The sequence below is a fragment of the Rhizobacter fulvus genome (genome assembly GCF_964020785.1).
The window spans coordinates 1,132,978-1,150,349 of record NZ_OZ224516.1 but is presented as its reverse complement, the minus strand read 5'-3'; the positions used below and the strand labels follow the sequence as shown (position 1 = coordinate 1,150,349).

17 protein-coding genes are annotated in these 17,372 nt (G+C 68.7%); 10 read left to right on the top strand and 7 right to left on the bottom strand.

Annotated elements, in window-relative coordinates:
• Positions 1-17: 17 nt before the first annotated feature.
• The 6 genes from ACWH49_RS05555 to ACWH49_RS05530 are packed head-to-tail and all read left to right on the top strand — an operon-like array spanning position 18 to position 8,024.
• Positions 18-3,833 carry a nitrate reductase subunit alpha gene (locus ACWH49_RS05555; RefSeq protein ID WP_448170556.1) on the top strand — a complete coding sequence of 1,272 codons (3,816 nt, stop codon included), beginning with the start codon at positions 18-20 and terminating at the stop codon, positions 3,831-3,833.
• The gene (gene narH / locus ACWH49_RS05550; RefSeq protein WP_448170555.1) at positions 3,830-5,362 is read left to right on the top strand and encodes a nitrate reductase subunit beta; all 1,533 of its coding nucleotides are present in this window, start codon (positions 3,830-3,832) and stop codon (positions 5,360-5,362) included. Before ACWH49_RS05555 ends, narH begins: the two co-directional genes overlap by 4 nt.
• Positions 5,363-5,364: 2 nt before the next feature.
• Positions 5,365-6,072: a nitrate reductase molybdenum cofactor assembly chaperone gene (gene narJ, locus ACWH49_RS05545; protein ID WP_448170554.1), complete on the top strand. Its 708-nt coding sequence runs from the start codon at positions 5,365-5,367 to the stop codon at positions 6,070-6,072.
• Complete coding sequence (gene narI / locus ACWH49_RS05540) at positions 6,069-6,788, top strand: respiratory nitrate reductase subunit gamma (protein ID WP_448170553.1); 720 nt, start codon at positions 6,069-6,071, stop codon at positions 6,786-6,788. Before narJ ends, narI begins: the two co-directional genes overlap by 4 nt.
• 20 nt (positions 6,789-6,808) lie before the next feature.
• A complete protein-coding gene (locus ACWH49_RS05535; protein ID WP_448170552.1) occupies positions 6,809-7,594 on the top strand; it encodes a peptidylprolyl isomerase in 786 nt (261 codons plus the stop codon).
• A gap of 25 nt (positions 7,595-7,619) precedes the next feature.
• Positions 7,620-8,024: a hypothetical protein gene (locus ACWH49_RS05530; protein ID WP_056467215.1), complete on the top strand. Its 405-nt coding sequence runs from the start codon at positions 7,620-7,622 to the stop codon at positions 8,022-8,024.
• Here the strand turns inward: ACWH49_RS05530 and ACWH49_RS05525 are convergent.
• Entirely contained in the window at positions 8,017-8,361 is a 345-nt protein-coding gene (locus ACWH49_RS05525) for a cupin domain-containing protein (RefSeq protein ID WP_056465080.1), read from the bottom strand. The genes ACWH49_RS05530 and ACWH49_RS05525 overlap by 8 nt on opposite strands.
• Positions 8,362-8,366: 5 nt before the next feature.
• The gene (locus ACWH49_RS05520) at positions 8,367-9,548 is read right to left on the bottom strand and encodes an NnrS family protein (protein ID WP_448170551.1); all 1,182 of its coding nucleotides are present in this window, start codon (positions 9,546-9,548) and stop codon (positions 8,367-8,369) included.
• Between the two features lie 107 nt (positions 9,549-9,655).
• On the opposite strand from ACWH49_RS05520, the gene ACWH49_RS05515 reads away from it, so the two are divergent.
• Positions 9,656-10,087, top strand: a complete 432-nt coding sequence (locus ACWH49_RS05515) for an RrF2 family transcriptional regulator (RefSeq protein WP_448170550.1) — start codon at positions 9,656-9,658, stop codon at positions 10,085-10,087.
• On the top strand, positions 10,084-10,755 hold the full coding sequence (locus tag ACWH49_RS05510; protein WP_448170549.1) for a DNA-3-methyladenine glycosylase I: 672 nt from the start codon (positions 10,084-10,086) through the stop codon (positions 10,753-10,755). The genes ACWH49_RS05515 and ACWH49_RS05510 overlap by 4 nt, the downstream gene beginning before the upstream one ends.
• Here the strand turns inward: ACWH49_RS05510 and ACWH49_RS05505 are convergent.
• A complete protein-coding gene (locus ACWH49_RS05505; RefSeq protein ID WP_448170548.1) occupies positions 10,742-11,599 on the bottom strand; it encodes an MOSC domain-containing protein in 858 nt (285 codons plus the stop codon). The genes ACWH49_RS05510 and ACWH49_RS05505 overlap by 14 nt on opposite strands.
• 88 nt (positions 11,600-11,687) lie before the next feature.
• Between ACWH49_RS05505 and ACWH49_RS05500 the strand changes: the two genes are divergently transcribed.
• Both ACWH49_RS05500 and ACWH49_RS05495 read left to right on the top strand, forming a co-directional pair.
• Positions 11,688-12,803, top strand: a complete 1,116-nt coding sequence (locus tag ACWH49_RS05500; RefSeq protein WP_448170547.1) for an FAD-dependent monooxygenase — start codon at positions 11,688-11,690, stop codon at positions 12,801-12,803.
• Positions 12,804-12,811: 8 nt separating this feature from the next.
• Positions 12,812-13,543 (top strand): DsbC family protein, encoded by a 732-nt coding sequence (locus tag ACWH49_RS05495; protein ID WP_056465076.1) that lies wholly within the window; start codon positions 12,812-12,814, stop codon positions 13,541-13,543.
• 6 nt (positions 13,544-13,549) lie between these two features.
• On the opposite strand, the gene hpaI is transcribed toward ACWH49_RS05495, so the two are convergent.
• The 4 genes from hpaI to ACWH49_RS05475 are packed head-to-tail and all read right to left on the bottom strand — an operon-like array spanning position 13,550 to position 17,336.
• Positions 13,550-14,344, bottom strand: a complete 795-nt coding sequence (gene hpaI / locus ACWH49_RS05490) for a 4-hydroxy-2-oxoheptanedioate aldolase (RefSeq protein WP_448170546.1) — start codon at positions 14,342-14,344, stop codon at positions 13,550-13,552.
• Positions 14,345-14,361: 17 nt separating this feature from the next.
• Complete coding sequence (locus tag ACWH49_RS05485) at positions 14,362-15,357, bottom strand: cytochrome d ubiquinol oxidase subunit II (protein WP_448174313.1); 996 nt, start codon at positions 15,355-15,357, stop codon at positions 14,362-14,364.
• 5 nt (positions 15,358-15,362) lie between these two features.
• The gene (locus tag ACWH49_RS05480; protein WP_448170545.1) at positions 15,363-16,769 is read right to left on the bottom strand and encodes a cytochrome ubiquinol oxidase subunit I; all 1,407 of its coding nucleotides are present in this window, start codon (positions 16,767-16,769) and stop codon (positions 15,363-15,365) included.
• A gap of 18 nt (positions 16,770-16,787) precedes the next feature.
• Positions 16,788-17,336 (bottom strand): GbsR/MarR family transcriptional regulator, encoded by a 549-nt coding sequence (locus tag ACWH49_RS05475; protein ID WP_056465072.1) that lies wholly within the window; start codon positions 17,334-17,336, stop codon positions 16,788-16,790.
• Between the last annotated feature and the right edge of the window lie 36 nt (positions 17,337-17,372).

Below are 17,372 nucleotides of genomic sequence, written 5' to 3'. Positions count from 1 at the left end.
TTCCGGAGCCCGAATCCATGAGCCACTTCCTCGACCGCCTGACCTATTTCTCGCAGCCCCGCGAGGCCTTCGCCGGCGACCACGGCGTCACCACCGGCGAGGACCGGACCTGGGAAGACGCCTACCGCAACCGCTGGGCCCACGACAAGATCGTGCGCAGCACGCACGGCGTCAACTGCACCGGCTCGTGCTCGTGGAAGATCTACGTCAAGGGTGGCATCGTGACCTGGGAGACCCAGCAGACCGACTACCCGCGCACCCGCTGGGACATGCCCAACCACGAGCCGCGCGGCTGCGCGCGCGGCGCGAGCTACAGCTGGTACCTCTACAGTGCGAACCGGGTGAAGTATCCGATGGTGCGCGGCCGTCTGCTCAAGACCTGGCGCGCGGCGCGCCTGGCGCACGACCCGGTCGATGCGTGGGCCTCGATCGTCGAGGACGACGCGAAGCGGCGTGACTACCAGCAGGTGCGCGGCCTCGGCGGCTTCGTGCGCTCGAACTGGGACGAGGTCAACGAGATCGTCGCCGCCGCCAACGTCTACACGATCAAGCGCCACGGCGCCGACCGCGTGATCGGCTTCTCGCCGATCCCGGCGATGAGCATGGTCAGCTACGCCGCCGGTTCGCGCTACCTGAGCCTGATCGGCGGCGTGTGCATGAGCTTCTACGACTGGTACTGCGACCTGCCACCGGCCAGCCCGCAGGTCTGGGGCGAGCAGACCGACGTGCCCGAATCGGCCGACTGGTTCAACTCGAGCTTCATCATCGCCTGGGGCTCGAACGTGCCGCAGACGCGCACGCCCGACGCGCACTTCTTCACCGAGGTCCGCTACAAGGGCACGAAGACGGTGGCGGTCACGCCCGACTACTCCGAGGTCGCGAAGCTCGCCGACATCTGGATGAACCCGAAGCAGGGCACGGATGCCGCGGTCGCGATGGCGATGGGCCACGTGATCCTGAAGAACTTCTACTTCCCCGACACTGGCGAGCGCAGCGCGTACTTCGACGAGTACGTGCGCCGCTACACCGACATGCCGATGCTGGTGATGCTGAAGGAGCACACGCTGCCGGGCGGCGAGGTGGTGATGGTGCCCGACCGCTACGTGCGTGCGTCCGACTTCAACGGCAAGCTCGGCCAGGCCAACAACCCGGAGTGGAAGACGGTTGCGTTCGACGAAGACGGCAAGGTCGTGCTGCCGGTCGGCGCGATCGGCTTCCGCTGGGGTCCGGACGGGCGCGCCGACGAAGGGCAGTGGAACCTCGAGGCGAAAGAGGCGCGGCACGGCCACGACGTGAGGCTGCAGCTCTCGGTGATGGAAGGCGCGACGCCCAGTACCGACACCGCGAAGGTCGGCTTCCCGTACTTCGGCGGCGTGGTCAGCGCGAACTTCCCGAACAACGTGCAGACCGACGTGCTGGTGCGGACCGTCCCGGTGCGCCGCATCACGCTCGGCAAGGCGGGCGACAAGCGCGAGGCGCTTGTCGCCACCGTGTTCGACCTGCAGGTCGCGAACTACGGCATCGCCCGCGGCCTGCCCGGCGAGCTGGCCGCTACCAGCTTCGACGACGACACGCCGTACACGCCTGCGTGGCAGGAGAAGATCACCGGCACGCCGCGCGCGCAGCTGATCACCGTGGCCCACCAGTTCGCCGAGAACGCGCACAAGACGCACGGCAAGTCGATGGTGATCATCGGCGCGGCGATGAACCACTGGTACCACAGCGACATGAACTACCGCGGCGTCATCAACATGCTGATGATGTGCGGCTGCATCGGCCAGTCCGGCGGAGGCTGGGCGCACTACGTGGGCCAGGAAAAGCTGCGTCCGCAGACCGGCTGGACGCCGCTGGCCTTCGCGCTCGACTGGGTGCGCCCCCCGCGCCAGATGAACAGCACCAGCTTCTTCTACGCCCACACCGACCAGTGGCGCTACGAGAAGCTCGGCATGGACGAGGTGCTCTCGCCGCTGGCCGACAAGAAGCGTTACGCCGGCAGCATGATCGACTACAACGTGCGCGCCGAGCGCATGGGCTGGCTGCCGTCCGCCCCGCAGTTGCAGACCAACCCGATGCAGGTGGTGCGCGATGCCGCCGCCGCCGGCCTGGAGGCGAAGGACTACGCGGTCAAGGCGTTGCTGGACGGCTCGCTCAAGCTGAGCTGCACCGATCCGGATCACCCCGACAACTGGCCGCGCAACATGTTTGTCTGGCGCTCCAATATCCTAGGTTCCTCGGGCAAGGGCCACGAGTATTTCCTGAAGCACCTGCTCGGCACCAGCAACGGCGTGCAAGGCAAGGACCTCGGTGCCGAAGAGGCCAAGCCGACCGAAGTCGTCTGGCACGACAAGGCCCCCGAAGGCAAGCTCGACCTGCTGGTGACGCTCGACTTCCGCATGAGCACCACCTGCCTGTACAGCGACATCGTGCTGCCGACCGCGACCTGGTACGAGAAGAACGACCTCAACACCAGCGACATGCACCCGTTCATCCACCCGCTGTCGACCGCGGTTGACCCGGCCTGGCAATCGCGCAGCGACTGGGACATCTACAAGGGCTTCGCGCAGAAGTTCAGCGAGGTTTGCGTCGGCCACCTCGGCGTCGAGCGCGAACTCGTGCTCACGCCGCTGATGCACGACAGCCCGGCCGAACTGGCGCAGCCCTTCGACGTGAAGGACTGGCAGCGCGGCGAGTGTGCGCTGATCCCCGGCAAGACCGCGCCGAACATGCAGGTGGTCGAGCGCGACTACCCGAACACGTTCAAGCGCTTCACCGCCCTCGGGCCGCTGCTGAACAAGATCGGCAACGGCGGCAAAGGCATCGCCTGGAACACCCAGACCGAGGTCAAGCAGTTGGGTGAACTCAGCGGCCTGGTGACCGCCGAGGGCGTGACCTGCGGCATGCCCAAGATCGAGACCGACATCGACGCGTGCGAGGTGATCCTGCAGCTCGCGCCCGAGACCAACGGCCATGTCGCCGTCAAGGCCTGGCAGGCGCTCGGCAAGCAGACCGGCCTGGACCACACCCACCTCGCGATTCACCGCGAGGACGAGAAGATCCGCTTCCGCGACATCCAGGCGCAGCCGCGCAAGATCATCAGCTCGCCGACCTGGAGTGGCATCGAGAGCGAGACGGTCTCGTACAACGCCGGCTACACCAACGTGCACGAGATGATCCCGTGGCGCACGCTGACCGGCCGGCAGCAGTTCTACCTCGACCACCCATGGATGATCGCGTTCGGCGAGGGCTTCACCAGCTACCGGCCGCCGGTCGACCTGCAGACCACCGCGGGCATCCAGGGCATCAAGCCGAACGGCCACCCCGAGATCGCGCTGAACTTCATCACGCCGCACCAGAAGTGGGGCATCCACTCCACTTACACCGACAACCTGCTGATGCTCACGCTGAGCCGCGGCGGGCCGTGCGTGTGGCTGAGCGAGGACGATGCCAAGTCGGTCGGCATCGAGGACAACGACTGGATCGAACTCTTCAACCTGAACGGCGCGATCGCGGCCCGCGCGGTGGTGAGCCAGCGGGTCAAGCCGGGCATGGTGATGATGTACCACGCGCAGGAGAAGATCGTGAACACCCCGGGCTCCGAGATCACCGGCGCGCGCGGCGGCATCCACAACTCGGTGACCCGCATCGTGCTGAAGCCGACCCACATGATCGGCGGCTACGCGCAGTTCAGCTACGGCTTCAACTACTACGGGACCATCGGCACCAACCGCGACGAATTCGTGGTCGTGCGCAAGATGAACAAGGTCGACTGGCTCGACACGCCGGTGGCGGACGAACTCATCCCGAAGGTCCAGGCAGAAGGAGAAGTCGCATGAAGATCCGCGCGCAGATCGGCATGGTCCTGAACCTCGACAAGTGCATCGGCTGCCACACCTGCTCGGTGACCTGCAAGAACGTCTGGACCAGCCGGCCCGGCATGGAATACGCCTGGTTCAACAACGTCGAGACCAAGCCCGGCATCGGCTACCCGAAGGAGTGGGAGAACCAGGACAAATGGAACGGCGGCTGGATCCGTAAGGCCAGCGGCAAGATCGAGCCGCGCCAGGGCGCGAAGTGGAAGCTGCTGATGCGCATCTTCGCGAACCCGAACCTGCCCGAGATCGACGACTACTACGAGCCGTTCACCTTCGACTACCAGCACCTGCAGTCGGCGCCCGAGATGAAGGCCACGCCGACCGCGCGCCCGCGCAGCCTGATCACCGGCAAGCAGATGGACAAGATCGTCTGGGGTCCGAACTGGGAGGAGATCCTCGGCGGCGAGTTCGCCAAGCGCAGCAAGGACAAGAACCTCGACGGCTTCGAGCAGGTGCAGAAGGACATGCTCGGCCAGTTCGAGAACACCTTCATGATGTACCTGCCTCGCCTGTGCGAGCACTGCCTGAACCCGGCCTGCGTGGCGTCGTGCCCGTCGGGCTCGATCTACAAGCGCGAGGAGGACGGCATCGTGCTCGTCGACCAGGACAAGTGCCGCGGCTGGCGCATGTGCGTGAGCGGCTGCCCGTACAAGAAGATCTACTACAACTGGAAGAGCGGCAAGGCCGAGAAGTGCACCTTCTGCTATCCGCGCATCGAGGCCGGCGAGCCGACGGTGTGCAGCGAGACCTGTGTCGGCCGCATCCGCTACCTCGGCGTGCTGCTGTACGACGCCGACCGCATCCAGGAGGCGGCAAGCGTCGAGCACGACCGCGACCTGTACCCGGCACAGCTCGGCATCTTCCTCGACCCGTTCGATCCGAAGGTGATCGCGCAGGCGCAGCTCGACGGCATCCCCGACAAGTGGATGGAGGCGGCGCGCAAGAGCCCCGTCTACAAGATGGCGGTGCAGTGGAAGGTGGCGCTGCCGCTGCACCCGGAGTACCGCACGCTGCCGATGGTCTGGTACATCCCGCCGCTGTCGCCGATCAGCGCGGCCGCGAACGCCGGGCATGTGGGTGCGAACGGCGAGATCCCGGACGTGAACCAGCTGCGCATCCCGGTCAAGTACCTCGCGAACCTGCTGACCGCCGGCGACACCGTGCCGGTGGTGCGCTCGCTCGAACGCATGCTGGCGATGCGCGCCTACCACCGCGCCAAGCATGTCGACGGGCAGATCAACCAGGCGGTTTTGCAGCAGGTCGGCATCACGCAGGCGCAGGTCGAGGACATGTACCACGTGATGGCGATCGCGAACTACGAGGACCGCTTCGTCATCCCGTCGACCCACCGCGAGTACGCCGAGAACACCTTCAACGTGCGCGGCGGCTGCGGCTTCACCTTCGGCAACGGCTGCTCCGAGGGCACCAGCGAGGTGAGCCTGTTCGGCGGCGACAAGAAGCGCACGATTCCCATCAAGGCGGAGGTCTGATCATGTTCGCCCCCAAGGCTTTGCCCCCGATGACGAAGAGCCTGCGCGTGCTCGCCGCGCTGCTCGGCTATCCGGACGCGACCCTGCGCAGCCACCTGCCCGAGATGCGCGCCTTGCTGCGCGACGAGCACGCGCTGCCCGCCGCGCGCCTTCTCGAACTCGACGCGCTGATGGACGCACTCGCCCGCGCCGAGCCGCTCGCCGCCGAGGCCGACTACGTCGACCTGTTCGATCGCGGCCGCGGCACCTCGCTGCACCTGTTCGAGCACGTCCACGGCGACTCGCGCGAGCGCGGGCCGGCGCTGATCGACCTCGGCCAGACCTACGAGACGGCCGGCCTGGTGCTGGCCGAAGGCGAGCTGCCCGACTACCTGCCGGCGGTGCTCGAGTTCGTCTCGACCCAGCCAGTGCGCGAAGCGAAGGCCTTTCTCGGCGAGATGGCGCACATCTTCAACGCGATCTTCGCGGCGCTGCGCCACCGCGACAGCCCGTATGCCAGCGCGCTCGGTGCGCTGCTCGAGCTGGCCGGCGAGACGGCGCAGGCGGTGCAGCCGCCCGTGGAGGAGCCGCTCGACGAGAGCTGGGCCGAGCCGGTGGTGTTCGACGGCTGTTCGTCCAAGGGCCAGGCGCGCCCGGGGCAGGCGCAACCGGTGCACATCGTGCGCAGGCCGGCGACGGCATCCATCGTCTCATCGGGAGCATCGTCATGAACGGCGTCTACGGCTTTCTGTTCCAGGTCTATCCGTACGTCTGCTTCACGGTGTTCGTGATGGGCAGCCTGATCCGCTTCGACCAGAACCAGTACTCGTGGAAGAGTGACTCGTCGCAACTGCTGCGCGCCGGCCTGCTGCGCTGGGGCAGCAACCTGTTCCACTTCGGCATCCTGTTCCTGTTCTTCGGCCACCTGGTCGGGCTTTTCACGCCGCATTCGGTATACGGCGTGTTCATGAGCGCCGGCACCAAGCAGATGCTGGCGGTGGTCGCAGGCGGCATCGCCGGGGCGATGTGCTTTGTCGGGCTGTCGATGCTGCTCTACCGGCGTGTGTTCGACCCGCGCATCCGGCTCACCAGCCACCGCACCGACATCGCGATCCTGGTGATCCTGTGGGTGCAGCTGGTGGTCGGGCTGATCACGCTGCCGTTCTCGTGGGCGCATGCCGACGGCAGCACGATGGTGATCCTCGCGGACTGGGCCCAGCGCATCGTCACGCTGCGGCCGGTCGACGCGACGGTGCTGAGCGCACTGCCGTGGCCGTACCTGTTCCACATCGTGTTCGGCATGACGATCTTCCTGCTGTTCCCGTTCAGCCGGCTGGTGCATGTGTGGAGCGGGTTCGCGACTGTCGGCTTCCTGTTCCGCGCGCACCAGGTCGTGCGCAGCCGGCGCCTGAACGTGCCGGCCGGCCACAACCTGCCGCGCCCATGAACGACTCTCGGGAGATGAGCATGTCGACACCCACCCTGGCCCCGAGCGTTGCACGCATCAACGGGGTGCCGTTGCATCGCGACGACGAGGCGCTGCCGCTGGAAGCGCTGCGACAGCGCGCCAACACCGAGCTGCTGCGGCAGGCCGCCATTGGCGCCGGCCTGCTGGTTGCCGCCGACCCGGTGCCGGTGGACGGCGTCGTCAGCGAGGCGGCGTCCGACGCCATCGATGCCTGGCTGGAGGCCGAACTGAAGCTGCCCGAGCCGTCCGACGAGGCCTGTGCGCGCCACCACGCCGCGCACGCCGCGCGCTACCGCACCGGCGAGAAGGTCAGGGTGCGCCACATCCTGTTCGCGGTCACGCAAGGGATGGACGTGGTCGCGCTCCGCAACCGCGCGGAGACCTGCCTGCTCGACGTGCGCTGCCACGACGGAACGGCCGCCGACGGCTTCGGCCGCTCGGCCCGTGAACTGTCGAACTGCCCGAGCGGCGAGCACGGCGGCGAGCTCGGCTGGCTGGCGCCCGAAGACTGCGCGCCCGAGTTCGCGCGCGAACTGTTCGGCCATGTCGAGATCGGCGTGCTGCCGCGGCTGGTGCACAGCCGCTTCGGCCTGCATGTGGTCGAAGTGCTGGAACGCGAGGGCGGCATCCGGCAGCCGTTCGAGGCGGTGCGTGGTGCGGTCGCGATGGCGCTGCGCCAGCAGGCCTGGGTCACGGCGCTGCGCCAGTGCATGCAGGTGCTGGCCGGCCAGGCGCGGGTCGAAGGCGTCGACCTCGAGGCGGCCGCCACGCCGCTGGTTCAATGACGGACCGCTGCGGCGGATGCAAACGATGACGCTCTCGACTTTCGACGACCTGCTGCGTGCGGCGCGCGCCCAGGCGGAGCCGCAGCGCCTGCTGCTGGTCCTCGCGACCGCCGGCCTGCCGGACGATGCCACCCCCGACGAGCGCCTGCGCTTCGATGCCGGAGAGGGGGGCACACTGACGCCGCTGGCCTGCATCGACAAGCGACCCGACGAACTGGCGTCGTTCGAGGTCCTGTGCAACGAATCGCGCGAGCTCGGTCAGGCCTGGGACATCGTGTTCGTCGGCGCGCTCGCCGGTACCGACGACACGGGACCGTCCTCGCTGCAGGCCGAGGCACCGCTGCAGCGCATGATCGAGTCGATCAAGTCGGGCCGGATCGACGGCTTCGCCGCCTTCGATGCGGCGGGCGAATCGGTCAGGTTCACCTGACCGCGTCGGCGGTGTGCAGCAGGATCGTGACCAGCAGCGTCGAGTCGGCCACCGCCTTCAGGGCATGAGGCTCGCCGGCCTCGAGCACCACCAGCCGCCCGGCGCCCAGCGTGCAGGTGCGTGACGGGGTCGTCACGACGGTCTCGCCCTCCAGGCATTGCACGGTCAGTGCGCCGGGCACGTGGTGTTCCGGCAGGCCGTGGCCCGCGGGCAGCACCAGGCGCATCAGTTGAAGCGCCGGTGTCTTCAGCAGGCTGGTGGTGACCGCGTCGCGCAGCCCGGCGCCGAGCGGCCGCACGTCGATCACGTCGAGGGGTTGGGCGTGGGGCAGGGCCATGTCAGCTAGCCATCCTTTCCGTCGAGCCGCGATGCCAGCAGCCACGGCGTGAATACCCACAGGTAGAGCAGGAACGCGCCGGACCAGGCGGCCGCCGCGGCGACCAGCGTAATCCCGTACAGGCCCTGCGGCGCGACCAGCGGCACCAGCACCCGCAAAAGTGCCGCCGCGAGCATCAGCCCGTAGGCCGCCACTTCCAGCCTGGACACCTGCAGCGGCCGCCCGGTGTGGCCGCGCGCCGTGCGGGTGATCATGCCGATGATCAGCCCGCCGGTGGCGCCCACAGCCAGGGCATGCACGCCGGCCGATGCGCCCAGCATGCCCAGCGCCGCCAGCCCCAGCAACACCAGGCCAATCGGGATCCAGGCGTACGCGACGTGCAGCACCCAGAGAATCGGCCGCCGGCGTGTCGCGAACGATTGCCACGTCCAGAGCCGATGCAGTTGCAGCGCGGCCGCGGCGCCGAGCAGCAGCGCGGTCAGCGGGCCGGTCGGCGCGAACACCCAAGCGGCCAAGCCAAGCGCCGTGCAGATCAGCGTGGGCAGTTCGAGCCTTGGCTGCACACGCGAGGTCAACCCGGGCGTCGCGCTGAGCGTGAACGCGGGGATGACCCGCCCGCCGATCAGGCATTCGATCATCACGATCGCTGCGAGCCCGGCATGCAGTGCAGTCATCGGCGCCACGTCGACCAGCCCCAGCGAGGCGAGGTGGAAGACCGCGTTGGCGGCCGCGAGCAGCAGCAGGATGCCGGGCAGCGGCAGGTTGCGGTGGTTTCGGGCGCGCAGCAGCACGGCCGCCAGCAGCCCGGCCACCAGCGGGAGCAGCAGCACGTCCAGCGCCGCGTAGACCGGGTAAGGCGCCACCAGCGCCGCCACGCGGGCCGCGAGCCACAGCAGGGCGAGTGCCGCGAGCGCCGCGCCGCGCGGCGTGGACAGGCCGGTCCAGGCCTTGCCGGCGGTCAGCAGGAAGCCGACGATGACCGCCGCCGCGAAGCCGAACAGCATCTCGTGCGCGTGCCAGAGCAGCGGCGGCATCGTCATCGGCAACGCGATCTGCCCGAGCACGATCGCCACCCACAGCGGGACGGCGATCGCCGCGAACGCCGCCGCACCCAGGTAGAACGGGCGGAAGCCCAGGCGCAGCAACGGCGCACCGTGCAGCGGCGGGGCGCGCTTCGTCGAAGGCATCGCGACAAAGATCGGCAGCGCTTCCGGCGCGTCCTGGAGCGGGGTCTGTATAAGATGCATACGATGTGCATGTTATCGTTCGAGCGCCCAAAACGCAAACGCTGGCGATGAGACTGTCCGACTACACCGACTACACCTTGCGCGTGCTGATGTACTGCGCGGCAAACCCCGAACGCCTCGTCACGATCGCCGAGATCGCCGAGCGGCTGCAGGTCTCGAAGAACCATCTGATGAAAATCGTCAGCGAACTCGGCCGCCAGGGCCTGGTCGAGACGACGCGCGGCCGCGGCGGCGGCTTGCGGCTGCTGAAGGCGCCGGCGGCGATCCGCGTGGGCGACGTCGTGCGCGGCGCGGAGACCGACTTCCGGCTGGTGGAGTGCTTCGACCCAGCGTCCGACACCTGCACGCTGACGCCCAGTTGCAAACTCAGAAAAGTGCTGCGCAATGCGCTGGCGGCCTACTTCGCCGAACTCGACGCCGTGACGCTCGCCGACATCGCCCGGACGGCCCGGAGCGCCACGCCACAATGGCGCCCATGACGAGCATCGACACCGGGCTGTTCACCGCCGACGACGGCGCCGCGCGCTGCCGCTGGTGCCAGGCGAGCGAGGCCTACCGCCACTACCACGACCACGAATGGGGCTTCCCGGTCACCGACGACCGGCGCCTGTTCGAGAAGCTGTGCCTCGAGGGCTTCCAGGCGGGCCTCAGCTGGCTGACGATCCTGAACAAGCGCGAGGCGTTCCGCGCCGGCTTCGCGAACTTCGAGGCCGAACAGGTCGCGCGCTTCCAGGAGTCCGACGTGACGCGCCTGCTCGCCGATACCGGCATCGTCCGGCACCGCGGCAAGATCGAGTCGACGATCAACAACGCGAAGCGGGTGATCGAACTGCGCCGCGAGTTCGGCTCGCTCGCCGCCTACGCATGGGCGCACGAGCCTGCCGCGAGTTCGCGGCCGACGGCGATGACGCTCGCGGCACTGCGCGCGGCGACCACGTCGCCCGAGTCGATCGCGATGTCGAAGGACCTGAAGAAGCGCGGCTGGAGCTTCGTCGGGCCGACGACGGTCTACGCGTTCATGCAGGCGATGGGCCTGGTCAGCGACCACCTCGACGGCTGCCATGTGCGCGCGCGTGCGCTGCAGGCGCGCGCCGCGTTGCCGCCGCAGGGGACGCTGGCGTTGCGCGGATCGGTCAGTCGAACCTGAAGGTCGCGCTGCCCGGCATGCCGGCACGCAGCGCGCGCTCGATGCCGTCGAGCACGATCGCGTTCATGCCGAACGTGATGCCGCCGTCCATGCGCGCGTCGGCACGGTAGCCCGCGAGCGTGTCGCCGACCGCGTGGCCGGTGGCCGCGGTCACCGGGTCGACGTCCGGGATGCTGCAACGCACGCAGGGTTTGACCAGCTTCAGCCGCACCGGGCCGTCCGCGGTCGCGAACAGGATCTCGTCTAGCGCGTCCTCGCCGTGGGCGTCGAGCCCGTCGAGCACGAGGTTGGGGCGGAAGCGCGCCATCGTCACCGCGGCGTGGCCCTGGGCCTGGAGCCGCCGGTTCAGTTCGGCCAGCGCGGCCGTGGAGGTCACGAGCAGCGGGAAGCCGTCGGCGAACGCGGTCTCCGCGTGGACGGCGCGGGTCCAGCGGTGGTCGGCCAGACGTCGGTGGGCCGGGTCGAAGCGCACGAGTCGGGCGGCTCGGCCGAGGAAGTCGCTGAACCACTGCGCACACAGGTCGCCCATGTCGTAGGCCGCGACCTCGTCGTCCCAGACCGTGGCCCGCACCGGCTGTTCGACGCGGTCGAGCGCAACGTGCAGCGCGAGCATGCCGGGCGCGCGCAGCACCATCTCGCTCACCTTCAGGGTCGGCTGCACCAGTGCCAGGCGCGGCAGCTCGCGTTGGCTGATGAAGCGGCCGGCGGCATCGACGACCATCCAGGCGCGGTCGAACTCCAGGCCGGTCTCGATCAGCAGCGACTCGTCCAGCGTGACGCCGCCGCAGGACTTGATCGGGTACACGTGCAACGACGCGATGTGGACTGCCTGATCACTCTCCATCGCCGCCCGCCCCGTGCTGAAAAAAGGAGGCGATTGTGCCCTTGACCCTGCCGGCGGCGCGCCGGCCCGCTCCCTACAATCGGTGCCCATGAAGAACTTCGACGTCCAGGTGCTCGGCGCCGGCATCGTCGGCCGCAGCCTCGCGCTCGCGCTGGCGCGTGCCGGCCTGAGCGTCGCGCTGCGCCCGGAGGCCGCGCGCGCTCCCGACACGGCGGACGTGCGCGCCTACGCGCTCAATGGCGCGTCGGTCGCGCTGCTGCAGGGGTTGAAGGTCTGGGACGCCTTGCCCGCGCATGCCGCGACGCCGGTGCTGGACATGCACGTGCAGGGCGACGCGCACGCCTCGGCGATCGATTTCTCGGCCTGGCAGCAGCAGGTCGGCGCGCTGGCGTGGATCACCGATGCCGCGGTGCTGGAGCGCGAGCTCGCGACTGCGGTGCGTTTCGCGCCGCACATCACGGCGCTCGAGCCGGGCGAGTCGGCGACGGCTGCGCTGACCGCGCTGTGCGAGGGCAAGGCCTCGACCACCCGCGAATCGCTGGGCATTGCCTTCGAACGGGTCGACTACGGGCACAAGGCCATTGCCGCGCGGTTGCAGAGCACGCGGGCCCACCAGGGCATTGCGCGCCAGTGGTTCCGCGCGCCCGACGTGCTGGCGCTGCTGCCGTTCGACACGCCGCAGCCGCAGCAGTCGTTCGCGCTGGTCTGGTCGCTGCCGGACGCACAGGCGGCCGAACTGCTGGCGCTCGACGCCGCCGCGTTCGAACAGCGGCTGATGCAGGCCACCGCGGGCGAGGCCGGTGAGTTGAAGCTCGTCTCCGAGCGCGCCGCGTGGCCGCTGATGCGGGCCCACGCGAGCGCCTGGTGCGGCCCCGGCTGGGTGCTGCTCGGCGACGCCGCGCACGTGGTGCATCCGCTGGCCGGGCAAGGGCTGAACCTCGGCCTGGCGGACGTGGCGGCGCTGGTTCGCGTCATTCGCGAACGCGAAGCCTGGCGCCCGCTCGGCGACGAGAAGCTGCTGCGCCGCTACGCCCGCGAACGCGCGGCGCCGACCTGGGCGATGGGCCAGGTGACCGACGGCCTATTGCGACTTTTTGCCGACGACACCCCGGCGCTGCGGGAACTTCGCAACCGCGGCCTGACTCTGGTGGACAAGCTGTCCCCGTTGAAGCGCTGGCTGACCGCGCGCGCCCTGAATTCCTGAGGAACCCCATGAACATTCTGATGCGCTCCGCGCTGGCCCTGACCGTGATGAGCCTCGGGCTCGCCCAGGCGGCGTTCGCCGACGAGGCGCTGATCCGCAAGACCCTCGCGGAGCGGCTGCCCAACTTCCCGGCGATCGACGAGGTCAGCAAGACGCCGATCCCCGGGCTGTACGAGGTGCGCATCGGCACCGAGCTGATCTACACCGACGAGCGCGGCGACCACGTGATCCAGGGCAGCATCATCGAGACCAAGACGCGCAGCGACCTGACGCAGGCGCGCATCGACAAGATCACCGCGATCGATTTCGCCGCGCTGCCGCTGAAGGACGCGATCGTCTGGAAGCAGGGCACCGGGGCGCGCAAGCTGGTCGTGTTCGCCGACCCGAACTGCGGCTACTGCAAGAAGTTCGAGACCGAGATGCAGCAGGTCAAGGACGTGACGGTCTACACCTTCCTGTACCCGATCCTCGGGGGCGATTCGCCGGAGAAGTCGAAGAACATCTGGTGCGCCAAGGACAACGGCGCGGCCTGGCGCGACTGGATGATCAAGGGCACGGCAGCCCCGCGCAGCATGGGCAATTGCGACACCGCCGCGCTGCAGCGCAACGTCGCGCTCGGCAAGAAGTTCCGCGTCAACGGCACGCCGGCGCTGGTGTTCGAGGATGGCAAGCGCGTGCCCGGGGCGTTGCCGCCGGCCGAGGTCGAGAAGCAGCTCGTCGCGAGCCGCGGCAAGGGCTGAGCGCCGTCAGGCGTAGGACGTGGGGCCGGCGCCGGACGCGCCGCCCTTGAAGACCGCGGCCAGCGTCTTGGCCGCCTGCACCAGCATCATCGCGTCGACACCGACCGCGACGAACAGGGCGCCCTGGTCCAGGTAGTACTGGGACGCCTTGTTGTCGGTCATCAGGATGCCGGGTGCCTTGCCGGCGTTGCGCACCGTGGCGATGCCCTGCGTGAGCGCCGCCACCACGTCGGGGTGGGTCGCTTGGCCGAGGTAGCCCATCGACGCGGAGAGATCGGCCGGGCCGAAGAACACGCCGTCGACGCCGTCGACCGCGGCGATCTCCGCCAGGTTCGCGTAGCCGGTCTGCGTCTCGACCTGCACCAGCACGCACATCTCGTCGTCGGCCTCGTGCAGGTAGCGCGGCACGCCGCTCCAGCGCGACGAGCGTGCGCCCGAACTGCCGACGCCGCGGATGCCGCGCGGCGGGTAGCGCGTGGCGGCGACCATGCGGGCGGCCTGCTCGGCGGTGTCGACCATCGGGATCAGCAGCGTCTGCGCGCCGATCTCGAGGTATTGCTTGATCAGCACCACATCGCCGATCGGCGGGCGCACGATCGGGTGGGTGGGGTAGGGGGCGACGGCCTGAAGCTGGCCGAGCACCGAGCGCAGATCGTTCGGTGCGTGCTCGCCGTCGATCAGCAGCCAGTCGAAGCCGGTGGTCGCCAGCGCCTCGGCCACCAGCGGGTCGGCCAGGCTGGCCCACAGGCCGATCTGAGGGCGACGGTCGCGCAGCGCCTGCTTGAAGGGGTTCTTGATCATGTCGCGGTTTTAACCGATCACGCGTACTTCAGCTCGCCGGTCTTGCCGCGGAACACCCGATACGAGAACACCGTGTAGCCGGCGATGGCCGGCACCGAGATGCACACGCCGATCAGGATCACCTTCAGCGCTGCCGGGCTGCTGGCGGCCTGCCAGATCGTCATCTGGCCGATCACGACGAACGGGTAGATGCTGTACGCCAACCCCAGGAATCCGAGCACGAAGACGACGATCAGCAGCACGAACGGCAGCCAGCAGACCGAGCCGCGCACCACGTGCGAGTTCAGCAGCCCGCGCACCGCGAGCAGCGCGATTGCGGTCATCAGCGGGATCGCCATCAGCGCGATGATCTCGGGCAGCGCGAACCAGCGCTCGCGCACGACGTCGCTGACCCACGGCGTGGCCATCGAGATCAGCACCATGCCGCCGACCATCGGCAGCCAGGCGACCTTGGCCCACTGGATCGCGCGTTCCTGCAACTCGCCCTCGGTCTTCATGATCAGCCAGGTCGCGCCCATCAGCACGTAGGCCATCGGCAGCGCGACCGCGATCGCCGCGGCGAACAGCGGGTAGTTCCAGCCGGTGCCAAAGCCGCTGACGTAGCGGCCCAGCATCCAGCCCTGCGAGACCGCGGCCAGCGTCGAGCCGGCGAAGAACAGGCGGTCCCAGGTGCGCTTGTGCTTGTCCTTCGCCTTGACGCGGAAGTCGAACGCGACGCCGCGCAGCATCAGGCCGACCAGCATCAGCGCGACCGGCAGGTACAGCTCGCCGAGCACCACGCCGTGCGCGCGCGGGAACGCGACCAGCAGGATGCCCACGCCGAGCACGAGCCAGGTCTCGTTGGCGTCCCAGAACGGGCCGATCGAGGCGACCATCACGTCCTTCTCGGCGTCGGTGGCGCGGTGCATCAGCATTCCCACGCCGAGGTCGTAGCCGTCGCTGACGACATAGACGAGCATCGAGATGCCCATCAGCGCCATGAAGATGATCGGCAGCGCGGTGTCGAACGACATCCAGTTCATGCCGCACCCCCGACCGCAGGCGAGGTGATCGCGCCGGGCGGCGTGACGGCCTGGTCGCGCGCGTCCTCGGCCAGCACCTCGTCGGGCTTTTCGGCCATGTACTTCAGCACCGTCACGTAGGCCACGATCAGCGCGAGGTACAGGGTGACGTAGAGCGCCAGCGTCAGGCCGATCATCGACGACGGCACCTTCGAGACCACGTCGGCGGTGCGCAGCAGCCCGTAGATGATGAACGGCTGGCGGCCGATCTCGGTGACGTACCAGCCGGCGACGGTCGCGACCCAGCCCGAGAACGTCATCGCCGCGAACAGCCACAGCAGCGATCGCGGCAGCGCCGCCGGCTGCCACTTGGCGCGGCGGTACAGCCACCAGCCGAGCCAGCTGGTCGCGAGCATCAGCATGCCCATGCCGACCATGATGCGGAACGCGAAGAACAGCGGCAGCGGCGGCGGGTGGGCGTCGCCGAACGAGTTCAGGCCCTTGATCTCGCCGTCGGTCTGGTGGGTGAGGATCAGGCTGGCCATCTTCGGGATGGCGATCTCGAAGTGGTTCTTGCGCTCGGCTGCGTCGGGGATCGCGAACAGCAGCAGCGGCGCCCCGCGTTCGGTCTCCCACACGCCCTCCATCGCGGCGATCTTGGCCGGCTGGTGCTCGAGTGTGTTCAGGCCGTGCGCATCGCCGACCGCGATCTGCAGCGGGATCAGCACCGCCGCGAGCGTCAGCCCGACCCGCAGCACGCGCGGCGCGGCGCGCTGGCCCACGCCACGCAGCAGCTGCCAGGACGACAGCCCGATCAGCAGGAACGCGCAGGTCAGCCCCGAGGCCAGCAGCATGTGGGTGAAGCGGTACGGGAACGACGGGTTGAAGATCACCTCGATCCAGCTCTTGACGTGGTAGACGCCGTCGATGATCTCGTGGCCGACAGGCGTCTGCATCCACGAGTTCAGCGCCAGGATCCAGAACGCCGACAGCGTGGTGCCGAACGCGACGAAGAAGGTCGACATCAGGTGCACCTTCTCGCTGACCTTGCCGTGGCCGAACAGCATCACGCCGAGGAAGCCGGCCTCGAGGAAGAACGCGGTCAGCACCTCGTAGCCGAGCAGCGGGCCGGCGATGTTGCCGGCGTGCTCCATGAAGCCCGGCCAGTTGGTGCCGAACTGGAAGCTCATCGTGATGCCGCTGACGACGCCGAGCGCGAAGCTCAGTGCGAACACCTTGGTCCAGAAGCGGTACGCATCGAGCCACCCCTGCGCCTGGGCCGGGTCCGGCCCGTGGCGGGCCTTGAGCCAGCGCACGCGGAAGAAAAGCAGCAACCAGCCCAGGCCGATGCTGATCGTCGGGAACAGGATGTGGAAGGTGATGTTGGCCGCGAACTGCATGCGGGCGAGGATCAGGGCGTCCATGGCAAGTGCCTCCGGGGGTCAGCGTCGGGCCGCGCCGCGGCCGGTGAATTCAAGCACTTTCTGCACCTTCGCGCCCATCTTCATCAGGCGCGACAGGGTCTGCTGGTCCATGCGCTGGACGTCGTCGAACCAGGTGGTGGTCAGCTCGATCAGGTCGTGCATGCCGCGCATGCGCTCGAGCGCGATGCGGTCCTCCGGCGTCGACGGCTCCTCCAGCAGCGCATTGCGCAGCATCGACAGCGTCGGCTCGATCTCGCGCCGGCGCCGTTCTTCGGCGAGGGTGCGGAAGATCTCCCACGCGTCGGTCGGCGCGTCGAAATACTCGCGCCGGTCACCGGGCTGGTGGCGCAGGTTGACGAGCCGCCACGCCTGCAGTTCCTTCAGCCCCATGCTGACGTTGGAGCGCGAGAACTCGAGGCGCTCGGCGATGTCGTCCGCGTTCAGCGGCTCGGGCGAGACGAAGATCAGCGCGTAGATCTGGCCCACCGTGCGGTTGATGCCCCAGCGGCTGCCCATCTCGCCGAAATGGGCGACGAAGCTGCGGACGAGCGGCGAGAGCGGTGTCATGGGGGCGGAGCCTTTCTCGGAACGACTCGAAGTCTA